Here is a 12,571-nt window from a genome sequence, read left to right on the forward strand (position 1 = left end):
TAAAAAAGCCCATATAAAATGGGCTTGTTATTATTTGTACTATTAGTTTAAAAAGTTATAGATTAAAAATCGTATTTAAGCGTCAGAGTCGCTGAACGACCTTGAATAGATCTTGCCCGTATAATAGTTTTAGCCGTTGCCGCTGTTGCATCTTCTGCTTCAGTAATACCAACAGTTTCAAATAAGTTGTTAATGTTTAAAGAAACACTTAATGAATCTGAAAGCTTGTATTGAGCAAAGGCGTTAGTTTGAACATAACCGTCTAATATAAGAGCGTTAGGGTCGTTTTGGTCAAAGTTATCTTGAGCAAATGAATCAGTAGTACCAATTAAGTTAATACCCGCAGAACCTTGGGCAAAGTTGTAACGACCTGTTATTGAGTAAACAACATCGGCTTGTCTTCTTGGTGTGTTGCCAACTACAGCTGGATTAATGACATCTTTAGTTATTTCAGAATCAGTCCACGTTAAGTTAGCACGTAGATCAAAATCACCCATGTAGTATGTAGATTCTATTTCAATACCTTTAGACTCATATTCACGGTCAAAAAATTGTTGGCTAGTGGCTTCAAAGTTTTGCTCTTGAGTTTGTGCAAAGAAAGCCGTTGCAAAGACAGATAATTCATCTTGACGGTATTTAACACCAAGTTCTAACTGATCAACTTCATCAAAGATGTCTTCATCTTTGGCAACACCAGCAGCATCTATTTTACCAAAAGCTAAACGGTCAGCATTAGCTGTAGCGCCTCTACTGATACGAGCAAATGCGGCTAAATCATCATTGATTTTGATGTTACCACCTAGTGAATAAGACACGTAATTCCAATCGTAATTTACGTTGTTAGCTGAAGCGTTATCAACATTTGAAACGCTGGTTTCGATTTGATGTATAGTACCGTCACCGTTCATGTCAACTGCAGATTGAGCTGCACCTGAGAAAGAACCTGTTGCAGAACCACTATCAAAACGAACACTACCGTCAATGTTGATGTTATCAAAGCTTGTGCTAAACGCAGCATAAGGCGCCGTAACTTCATATTGTAAATCGTAATTACGTGTACAACAGTTACCCCATGCAGGTACACCATAGGCAATTACACCATTTTGAGAAAATTCTGTACCGTCAGCGGCCGTTACATCAACAAGTGCAGCATCTTGGCCTTTTACTTCATATAAGTAAGAGTTCCATAACCATGATTGTTGAATAGTTTGAGACGAGTTATATAAACCAACAGTAAAGGTAGAGTCGTTAATCGTTTTTGTTAATTTGAAATCGTTAACCATAAAATCAAGATTAGTCATTTCAACATCAAACGAGTGAATACGCATGAGGTTATCAGCCGTATAAGCATTACCTGCTTGTGGGCCATTTGCGTAAGTTAATGTTGCACCAGCACCTGCTATACTGTCAGCTAAGCCTTGGCTTCCTTGAATACTTTCAGGGAATGGGCCGGTAAAGCTACCTTTAGTGCGAGAAATTCTCATTCTGTTTTCAACAGACCAGTCATTGCCTAAATCAAATACAGCTTCAAAACCAAGCGCATCAACTTTCGGGCTCATGCCATTACGCATATCAGCAAGACGGCCATTTCCAGCACCATCCGTTGTGATCATTGAAGTATGGTAAGGGGTATGAGGAGTGCCAGTAGAGGCGTCAAAGCCTTCAACTGAAGAACCGTCCGCGTGAACAGGCATAGGTAAATATGCTGTGGTAGTATCATCTAGGTGTTTAAAATAAAGTCTAACGTAACCATCGCTAAATTCTTTAGTGATGTTCGCTTTAATTTGACCACCTTTGTTACCCGTATAACCTGTATCACGTACGCCTTCACCTTGACGGTAGAAGCCACCAAGATGGAAATAGGTTGAGTCGTTAATCTCGCCGCCAAATTGAAAATCTGTACGAGTAGAGTCGTGATCTAAACCGAATGTTGTCGCTACGCTACCACCTTCAGCTTCACCCGTTTTACTAACGATATTAATGATGCCGCCAGGCGCATTTGTAGCCAATGTTGATGCAGAGCCACCACGAATAGCATCAATAGATGCCATTGTAGAATCTATACGTAAGAAAATATCTGTGTTACCAAAAGCGATATCACCAAATTGTAGAATGGGTAAACCGTCTTCTTGAATTTGCATGAACTTAGCACCACCCGCTGCTACAGGAAGACCACGTACTGCAAGGTTAGCGTTACCGTCACCGCCTGATGCTTCTGCACGAACACCTGGGATGTTTCTGAATGCTTCAGCACTACTGCGTGGTGACGCTATTTCAATTTGATCTGCAGAGATGCTACTGACCGAGACACTTGATTGCATAACCGTTGTGCCTTTACCAACAGAGCCAGTAACGACGATTCGCTCAAAATCAATACCTTTGTGTTTTACTTCTTCTGTCACCTTTGTTTCTGCTGCGCTTAAGCTAGAGCAGATAGCCATAGCTAATGCGCTGACGATAAATTTCTTATGAATAGCTTGTTTCATTGTCTCACCCCATGTTCTGTTAATTTATTGTATTAATATTTTTATAGTTAATCTTGTTAATCTAAGTTGCTTACTATTAGAATAATCAACTTAATCGATTAAGTTGATTATTCGTAAAAATACAAATATTAGCAAGTCTTTTTTTTGTACAATAGGTTTTATTGAATTAATTACATGATAAATATAATTAATTAATTTTTTATATGTTGAGTAGGATCCACTTTTAGGTTGTAGATTGCCGCGACAAACAGTAAGCCGGCGAAGCCTGTTGCTAAATAAAACCCGTAAGAAACATGGCCAAGTAGATCACTCACAATCCCCATAAGTAAAGGCGATATAGCCGCTGATACCGCCGTGAAGAATAAAATCACACCCGCGACGGCACCATGCTTTGACTTTTGAAAGCAACTAATACCTTTAGAGTTTAAGGTTGGATAAATCACTGACATAAATAAACCTGACAAGGGTAATAACACAACCGCTACCTCAACCCCCATTAAGGCGGTACCTAAATAGCAAAGAAATACCGCTAATGAAAACCAAAACATCACTTTTTGCCAGCTAAAGTGCTTAAGCATCCAAACCCCTAAAAATCGCCCACTGGCCCGTAAGACAAAGAAAATAGTTAAGGCATAAGTCGCTAACCAAACAAGCGAGCCAGTGTAGTCAGCAAGCAGTGTTGGCATCCAAACGTAGATAGCCACTTCAGTAGCGACATAAAGCGCAATGGCTAATGAAAACCCTAAAGCATAAGGGTCTTTCATTAATTTAAACGAGCTTTTTAAATTAATTTTTTCTGCCGCATGTTGTTTAGTCACTGGGTATTTTGTTTTCATTGCCACCAAACACAGCAAAATACAAATAACCCCTGCAGCTATGTATAAATACTTCCAAGAAACACCTGAAATTAATAAGTAGCTGACAATCGCCGGGCCTACTATAGCGCCTACGCCAAAAAAGCCTTCCACTTTATTCATTGTCGCCGTATGTTCTTTGCCTGACGAAGATATGTCGCCAATCAGTGCCAATGCGCCCGTTTTAAACAAACCAATAGCAATACCAATTAGCGCTAGCAAAAATAAGAAGTAGTAAAAAGACTCGCCAACAGAAAACATAAAACAGGCGACAGAGAAAATCATTAAACCGATAACAATGGTTAACTTTCTGCCCCATTTATCAGCAAGATACCCCAAAAACAAACCACTCAATGCGATAAAAATCATGGGGATATAATGGAATGCACTCGCTTGTGTTAAGTTTAAATTGTAGGTTTCAATTAACTGAGGAATGATGACACCAACGGCATCTGAGGTCATCGCAAAAACAAAAAACATCATATAGGTTAAAAGCTTAATACGGGTTATCGATGCGTCCTCGATTGAAGATTTATCTACTGCTGAGCTACTCGTTGGATTCATTATTTTCCCCTCTTATTATATTTATATATATTGGCTTTAGTTGCTTAATAACTAAAGTGATTTATTGACTATTTAACCTGAAAACATCTGCTGATACTTAATATTTTAAAGAAAAAGCAAAATTATTCTTGATTAAAACTGTGTTGTATATAAACATATACCTTAATCGATTAAGATTCAACTTGTACTTTAATGGTAGATTTATGAAAAATAATGTTCAGCTAATAACCTATGTTGATAGGCTAACCGGTTCTGGTGTCCAAGCACTCGATAATATTCTGCATAACCAGTTGTCAGGTTTATTTTCAGGTGTGCACTTATTACCCTTTTATTATCCAATAGATGGCAGTGATGCGGGTTTTGACCCTATTGACCATACTGAAGTTGATAGCCGACTTGGCGATTGGAAAAATGTGAAAACATTAGGGGAAAGCCATGAATTAATGGCAGATCTTATTGTAAATCACATGTCTGCTCAATCTAAAGAATTTTTAGATGTACTAGATAAAGGCAGTGATTCACCGTTTTGGGCGCTTTTCTTAACGAAAGATAAAGTTTTCCCTTCCGGCTTAAATGAAGAGCAACAAGCGAAAATATATCGTCCTAGACCCGGTAGCAGTTTTACAAATTATTTATTACCCAATAATCAATCAGCTGATTTTTGGACCACATTTACCGATAGCCAAATTGATATCGATGTCACTTCAGATGTTGGACAAGCTTATTTAACGCGGATTCTAAAAACCTTTGCTGAAAATAATATTAATATTATTCGCCTTGATGCTGCGGGTTATGCGATTAAAAAAGCGGGGACTAGTTGCTTTATGCTTGAAGAAACCTTTGAGTTTATTGATCAGCTAACCCAGAAAGCTAACGCACAAGGTATTGATACCTTAGTAGAAATTCATTCTTATTATCAAACCCAAATTGAAATAGCTAAACGTGTTGATCAAGTTTACGATTTTGCCTTGCCGCCGTTAATTTTACACAGTATTTTTAGCCAAGACTTTAGCGCATTAATTAAATGGCTGAACATTTCGCCTAGAAATTGCATCACGGTTTTAGACACCCACGACGGTATTGGCATTATTGATGTGGGTCCGATGAACGGTAAAAAAGGACTGCTTGATAATACTGAAATAGATAACTTAGTTAAAAAAATTCATCTTAATAGCGCAGGCGAAAGCCAAAAAGCAACAGGTGCAGCGGCAAGTAATGTTGATTTATATCAGGTTAATTGTACTTACTACGATGCGTTAGCAGCCAATGATTATGATTATTTATTAGCCAGAGCCATACAGTTTTTCGCACCGGGCACGCCGCAAGTTTATTATGCCGGTTTATTCGCTGAAAAAAATGATATGACCTTGTTATCTACCACCAATGTCGGCAGAGATATAAATCGTCCTTATCTTAATCATGAAGACATTGAAAAATCACTCGAAAAACCTATCACTCAAGCTATCATTGAATTGATAAAATTACGTAATAACACTGACGCTTTTAATGGTGACTTTACTATTGAAGGTCAGCACTCTAGGTTAGCAATGACTTGGACTCATGCTAATAGCCAAGCCACTTTATTAGTCGACTTAGCCGCTAGAAAAGCGTCTATTGAGCTTAATGACAAGGGTAAAAAGCGTTTTATTCTCTTAAAAAGCCTTTTGAATTAGGCTTGAAAATAGCGAATAAAATAGCGAATAAAGTTAAGTTATATATTGATAAATACCAGTATACTATGTCAACAATAATGACAACAAACTCAATAGATCTGCGTGATATTTATGCACAATAATAAAATAAGTTCAACATGACAGAGAAAAAAATATGGACACTAAAAAGCATTGCCAAAGAACTTGGTGTGTCAAATGCCACTGTCTCTAATGCCTTTAGTCGTCCAGATCAACTGTCTAAAAAGCGCAGAGATGACATCCTTGCATCATGTCAAAAGTTGGGGTATTCAGGGCCTAACAAAGCGGCGCAATCATTAAGAAAAGGTCACTCTAATATTGTCGCTTTGGTATTACCCGATAGTGTCGAGTATATGATTTCTGATCCCGTCGCCAGCAATTTTGTTAAGGGCGTTTCATCCGTGTTAGAAAAAAACCAAGTTAATTTATTATTATTCTCTGGGGCTTCTGACAACATTAATGAGGTGGCTGACTTTGTCGATGGCTTTATTTGTTATGGCATCCCGCGCAACGCTAAGTTGGTTGAGCAGTTAAGAGCTACCACTAAAAAAGTGGTTACCGCAGATTTTGATATTGATCGTAATGCCTCGGTAGGCATTGATAATGAACAAGCAGCATATGAAATAGCAAAACTCGCGATAAAGTCAGCCGATGATAATATCGCGATTCTGGGTTTAAGATTACTCGATTCAAACTTAACCTGTCGAGTGTATGAATTACCTGACTTTGATCTTCTGCCTTCAATTACTCATCGTCGTTTAAATGGTTACAAAAAGGCGATTAATGAACTCGGTGTTACGTTAAGAGATGATAGGATATGGAATATTCCAAAAAGCAGTCATGACATCGCCTTAATAGCCGTTAGAGAAGCGCTAACCTCTATTCCTCGACCCAATGTTCTGCTTTGTATGAGTGACTTAATCGCTTTAGCGGCGTTAAAAGAAATTAATGCCATGGGCCTTAAAATACCAGAGGATATCAGCGTGGTTGGTTTTGATGGTATTGACGAAACAAACCGCTCGAATCCACCATTAACCACTGTACACCAAAACAGTGAAGAAAAAGGCAGCAAAGCCGCTGAGCTTTTCATTAAGCGAGCTACAGATTCTGTTTTGATCCCCTATCATATCGAGCACAGACAAAGCTGTTAAACCGTTGAGCTTAATAAACACGACATGGATAGTTATAGGTTTATTATCGCTTATTGGTTGACATCAAAGTCGTGAGTAAAAGCGCTTAACGACTTACTGGACAGTCAAGCGCTTACTCACACTACTGAAATAAAGTTGCTGAGATAACACATAAGTCAGGATTGCAGTTATCTAGACAACAGCAATCCAAAGCTAAATTATTTAAGATTTATCAAGTAACAGTTTAGTGATCTCTTCTCGCTCAGATAACACCATCAGTAACGCTAAATCATCGGCTTGCAGCTGCTCTATAATATATTTCGCCCCAGCAAAGGGACTCTTAAAAGTAAAAATATTATGCTGCTTTACACCATGAGCCAGCGCGGTATCAATAATTAATTGCGGTACTTCACCTAACGCCCTACCGCGCAAATACGGTTCTACCTCAACAGCAATAAGAAAGTCAGGCTGCATTTTTAAGGCGGTTTTCGTCATGTTGACGATTTCACTATCAGTTCTGTCGCCAGCATGACTCAGCATTAAAAATTTACGCTGAGCTTTGATATTCGCCGTCGTAACTGCCATGGCTTGCATGCTATGAACATTGTGGGCAAAGTCCATGATCACTTGCGCGTTATTAACGCTAAACTGGTTGCCTCTACCGGGATTGTCTTCACTGTTGCTAGCAAACTTTGACAAAGCGTTTTTAATCGCTTTATTGTCAATATCTAAGCTCTTAGCTAAGCCAATCGCACCCAGCGCATTTTGAATATTGTGCAGCGCCGCGCCGTTTAGCGTCATAGGAATATCGTTAACACTGATAATGCTTGTTTCTTCATTAGCGTCTACATAAACCAATTGCTGGTCTTTAACAAAACAAACCGCGCCACCTTGTTGTTTATGTTGTTGTAGTGTCGTGTTGTGTTCATCTAAAGAAAACCAACACTTATTCACCAACAATTCAGGCGCTAGCGCCACTAAATACTCATCATCGGCATTCAGTACTAAGGTGCCTTTACTTTCACCGTTATGCTGTAAGCCTTTGGCAACAACCGCTTTAGCTTGGGCAAGTGCGGCAACGGTATTAATGCCATATTGCCCTAAATGATCTTCGGCAATATTGGTGATTAAGGCGGCATCAACCTTATCTATGGGTAAACCCCGACGTAAAATACCGCCACGCGCTACCTCTAAAATAGCGGTTTCGGTATTAGGATGGCGCAATAACATTCTTGCCCCGCCCGGACCTGAATAATCGCCATGATCAATAATATTATCACCGACCCGAATAAAATCTGTCGAGGTAACACCACAACATTTTCCCGCTTGCTCAATAATTTGCGACATAATGCGCACACTAGTCGATTTACCATTGGTGCCGGTTACATAGGCTAGCGGTATCGAGTGGTATTGTGACCAATTTATGCTGGCGAGTTCAGGCAGTGCCGATATCGGCCAACATTGTGCTGTGCTGCCATAACCCAATGAAAACTCATCATCATCAACCAAATAAACAATACCTTTAGCTTTTGCTTGTTTAATTAATGCCAGTAGTTTTGGATTAACTTCTTCTGCTATCGCAGCTTTTAAACGCATGATGGCGGCACTCATTGGCTCTACATTTTCAGTATGGGCTAACTCTTCGCAGGTTAACTGCCAGGCCATTTCATTTAAATCACAGGCAGCATAAAGCGCATCGATGGGAGCACTGATGGCAATCGTGATGCCATCTTCGAAGATACGCGAGTATATTTTTTCATTTGACCAATTAACCGCCTTCAGTAGCCGGTTAACGTAAATAGACCAAACATTAACCACAACAAGCTTATCAATACCCGAGACAAAAGCATCAATGATCGCGCCTGGCTGATCAGATAATAAATTTTTACCTGTCAGCCGACGATTATCATCTAAGCTCAGTGTTATATTTTTTATATTCATATATTACTACGCTTTTTGATGTTGGTTTTTCTTAGCAAGCTTAATCACTTTCTTCGTCGTGTTCAGAGACCACACGCACACCGCGTTCATCAGAAACAATTCTCATGCCGGTTTCCAAGACAAAAGTATCAGGCTCGCTAGTTTCTAACATAGACACCACGGTTTGACGTGGCGTTTGCTCTGTTTCATGCTCAGGTTTATTAACACCATTGAAATGAATAATTTGTTTCCAACAGCGTGTTATCGCATCACCAAAAACCATTAATAAGTCATCATTACTGGCAAGTTCTAAGCCTTTGTTTATCGCTTCTACTTCATCTGGAATACAATAAATTTTTGCTTCATCAATACCTTGATCTTTTAATGTGGCGGCTAAAAGTTTAGGCACTTCATCTTCACCACGACCACGGCGATTATCATCAGCTTTACAAATATAAAGATCAAAATGTCCAGCCGCCGCTTTAGCAATATTCACGATATCTTCATCACGACGATCACCTGGGCCTGCCAAGACAGTAATACGCTTACCCTTAACTTCTAATTTACTCGCCAACTCACTCATACAACGCACACCATCAGCATTGTGAGCATAATCAAGTATCACTCTAAAATTGTGCTCATCAAACACGTTCATTCGACCTGGGGCTTGATAAAAGGTCGTTGTGAAGGTTCTTAAGCCTTGTTGAATGGCCTCTAATGGTTTGTCTAAGCAATAAGCTAGGGCAGCAGCAAACATAGCATTTTGTACATTGTGCAGTGCTTTACCTTCTAAGGTGGCTGGAATTAAATGCGTCCACAGCAGCGGGATATGGGTGCCATTATCAAAAATGGTGATCATGTCACCGTTAATACCTTTCTCTAATACCACGGCTCGACCGCCAGCACGAATATGCTCGCGAACTAAACTATGGCCCGTATTCATGGTGACATAGCATAAGTTTTTAGCTTTGGTATGATCGGCCATTTTTAAACACAGCGGATCATCCGCATTGAGCACCACACTGTCGGTAGCAACTTCAACCACAATACGTTTAATTTCAGCTAGTTGCTCAAGCGTCTCTATACCTCTTAGCCCTAAATGATCGGCTTGCACATTCAGACAAGCAGCGACGTCACATTCTAAGTAACCCAGACCTGAGCGAACAATACCGCCTCGCGCCGTTTCTAATACCGCGATATCAACCGAGGGATCACGTAAAACAATTTGCGATGAGACAGGACCTGTCATATCACCTTTAACCGATAATTGGCCATCAACATAAACCCCATCGGTGGACGTCATGCCAACAACATGCCCAGCACTTTTTAATATATGCGAGAGCATTCTAGAGGTGGTGGTTTTGCCGTTGGTGCCCGTAATACCGGCAATAGGAATACGTGTAGGTAGTGATGGCGGAAACAACATATCAATGACTTTGCCAGCAACATCTCTAGGCTTACCTTCACTTGGCGCTACGTGCATTCTAAAACCAGGTGCGGCATTAATTTCGACAATACCGCCACCAATATCTTTATAAGATTGAGTGATATCTGCGGTTAAAAAATCAACGCCACCCACATCTAAGCCAACCGCTTGTACCGCACGTTCAGCCATGGTTTTATTGTCGGGATGGACTACATCAGTCATATCAATTGCCGTTCCACCGGTAGATAAATTTGCGGTTGAACGTAGGTAAAATATTTCACCTTGGGGTAGTACTGTTTGTTCGGTAAAACCCGCCTCACCTAGTAAACGTATGGCTTGAGTATCTATCTCTAACTGGGTTAATACTTTTTCATGGCCAACACCTCGACGTGGGTCTTCATTAATAATATCAACTAATTGGCTAATATTATTAACGCCATCACCCATGACATGGCCAGGTACACGTTTGGCCACCGCGACTAATTCACCATTAACCACCAACATCCGGTGATCTAAACCGGTTAAAAACGACTCAACTAAAACCGCGCGGCTGGTACCATGTTCACGAGCAAAAGCAAAAGCGGTGATCACTTGTTCTTCAGTCGTTAAATCAATAGATACGCCACGGCCATGATTAGCATTTAACGGTTTTAGTACCACAGGGTAGCCAATATTTTTTGCCATTCTTACCGCTTGGGTATCGGAATATGCCATACGCTGTTGGGGAACAGGTAAGCCAAGATCATTTAATAAATTATGCGTGTCTTCTTTATCACAGGAAATTTCAACCGCAATGTGCCTAGTTTCACTGGTAATAGTCGCTTGAATACGCTGTTGATATTTACCATGACCAAATTGCACCAAACTATATTCATTTAATCTTAACCAAGGAATATTACGTTTTTCTGCGGCATCAACCAGTGATTGCGTACTAGGACCAAATTCTTTGCGTTGTGCAAAGCGAATAAAATCAGCCATTTCTTGCTGAAAATCAAAATCGTCTTCAATGGGGGTTTTCAATTCGGCTTTAATGTTGTCGGGCATTAATGAAATTAATAATTTCCGCGCTAACAAAGCTGCTTCAAGGCCTACATTTCGTTGCTTATACTGGAAAACCATATTGTATTCGCCAGTTTTACCTGTACCTCGAGTTTTACCAAAGGTTACCTCAGTACCAGCTATACATTGTAGTTCGAGCGTAACATGCTCCCAAATATGAGCAATCCAAGTACCTTCATCTTCTTTTAAACGCCTAAGAAAACCGCCGGGCTCACCATAGGAGCAACCGTGCTGATCTAAACTGGGCAAGTGAGTGATTAAGCCATCGATAAATTCATTGCCTAACTTAACTGAAGGGTATTGTTCCAAAATTCCTATATCAACTATGTGGCGAATCACTGGAAAATGAGCATAAACATTAGGGCCAACATAAACGTTGGAAGATAGCATTTTCATCGTGATTTCCTTTTATTACTCTCAGAGCATTTTTTATTATTTATATCTGCCTACGCTAGACGCGATATAGAAAAGATAACACGCTTTGAATAGTGAGCATACTACTTGCTAAAAATATTATTCAGCGGGGAGTAGGGATATCAAGGTAGGATTTAACTTATTGTAATAAAACAAAAAAGCCCACCTAAAATCAGGTGGGCTTTTTAAAAATTTAGCTTAAATTGCGGGTGTCGCTATTCTTTCGTTGATGCAGTAAGTCGCACCTGGACCAAGCACATGCAACTTAAGACCGATTAAGGTAATAGCTTCGCCTCTATTAGCCTCTGCCATTGAGCTGTGCGACAGGTCTGACGGGTCAACTACCGTAATGCTACCATGACCTACTACCTCTAAAAGCCCAGAGGGATCAATAAAGGCGGCCGTATTTTCACAAATACCTAGGCCTGAAGCAAAAGGGTTGTATGAAATAGCGGATAACAAACGTCCCAAACGGTTTCTTTGGCTAAAATGCTGGTCAATAATCACTTTATTAATTAAGCCCATGCCTGGTGCAAAAGTCACCCCTTCTTCATTAGGTAAAGCGCCTGTGCGTCCGCCGGCTATCATATGCTCTGGCATAATCGCTGCGCCTGCAGAAGTGCCTGCAACATGAACACCTGCCGCATTACGTTTACGAATACTTTGCGCTACTGGCGTGCCCCCTAAAATAGTAGACAAACGTAATTGATTACCGCCGGTGATAAAAATCCCGGTGGCATTGTCCAATTCAGCCAGGTATTCATCGCTGTTTGCCTGTTCACGATCATTAATCGGTAGCGAAACGGCTTTTTTCACACCTAATTCGTGAAAAACCTCTTCGTAATTTGACCCAGTATCTTCGAGTTGTGAAGCGGTTGGAATGATAACAATATAAGCATTCTCGCCACCACAAAGCTCAACAAAACGTTGTAAAATTATCGGATCTTTTACACGTTCTTCTGCCCCCCCGATAGGAATTACAAATCCCCGTTGTTGACCATCAGTTGTTTTAGCTGGACACATATCT

The 12,571-nt window shown here is 40.1% G+C and carries 7 protein-coding genes; 2 read left to right on the forward strand and 5 right to left on the reverse strand.

Annotation, left to right across the window (positions count from 1 at the left end; translation table 11 throughout):
* Window positions 1-62: 62 nt before the first annotated feature.
* Together H4J59_RS14415 and H4J59_RS14420 are read right to left on the reverse strand one after the other, a co-directional pair.
* Complete coding sequence (locus H4J59_RS14415; RefSeq protein WP_182240470.1) at window positions 63-2,486, reverse strand: TonB-dependent receptor domain-containing protein; 2,424 nt, start codon at window positions 2,484-2,486, stop codon at window positions 63-65.
* Window positions 2,487-2,677: 191 nt separating this feature from the next.
* A complete protein-coding gene (locus H4J59_RS14420) occupies window positions 2,678-3,904 on the reverse strand; it encodes a sugar MFS transporter (protein WP_259369540.1) in 1,227 nt (408 codons plus the stop codon).
* 203 nt (window positions 3,905-4,107) lie between these two features.
* On the opposite strand from H4J59_RS14420, the gene gtfA reads away from it, so the two are divergent.
* Together gtfA and H4J59_RS14430 are read left to right on the forward strand one after the other, a co-directional pair.
* Complete coding sequence (gene gtfA / locus H4J59_RS14425; protein WP_182240472.1) at window positions 4,108-5,577, forward strand: sucrose phosphorylase; 1,470 nt, start codon at window positions 4,108-4,110, stop codon at window positions 5,575-5,577.
* Window positions 5,578-5,714: 137 nt separating this feature from the next.
* Window positions 5,715-6,746: a LacI family DNA-binding transcriptional regulator gene (locus H4J59_RS14430; protein ID WP_182240474.1), complete on the forward strand. Its 1,032-nt coding sequence runs from the start codon at window positions 5,715-5,717 to the stop codon at window positions 6,744-6,746.
* Window positions 6,747-6,947: 201 nt separating this feature from the next.
* Here H4J59_RS14430 and H4J59_RS14435 read toward each other — a convergent pair whose 3' ends face one another.
* From H4J59_RS14435 to H4J59_RS14445, 3 genes are all read right to left on the reverse strand, one after another.
* A complete protein-coding gene (locus tag H4J59_RS14435) occupies window positions 6,948-8,666 on the reverse strand; it encodes a Mur ligase family protein (RefSeq protein WP_220469831.1) in 1,719 nt (572 codons plus the stop codon).
* A 40-nt stretch (window positions 8,667-8,706) separates the two neighbouring features.
* Complete coding sequence (gene cphA, locus H4J59_RS14440) at window positions 8,707-11,526, reverse strand: cyanophycin synthetase (protein WP_182240476.1); 2,820 nt, start codon at window positions 11,524-11,526, stop codon at window positions 8,707-8,709.
* Between the two features lie 216 nt (window positions 11,527-11,742).
* On the reverse strand, window positions 11,743-12,567 hold the full coding sequence (locus tag H4J59_RS14445) for a cyanophycinase (RefSeq protein WP_182240478.1): 825 nt from the start codon (window positions 12,565-12,567) through the stop codon (window positions 11,743-11,745).
* Window positions 12,568-12,571: the final 4 nt, after the last annotated feature.

The organism is Colwellia sp. MB02u-10 (assembly GCF_014077185.1).
Lineage (GTDB): Bacteria > Pseudomonadota > Gammaproteobacteria > Enterobacterales > Alteromonadaceae > Cognaticolwellia.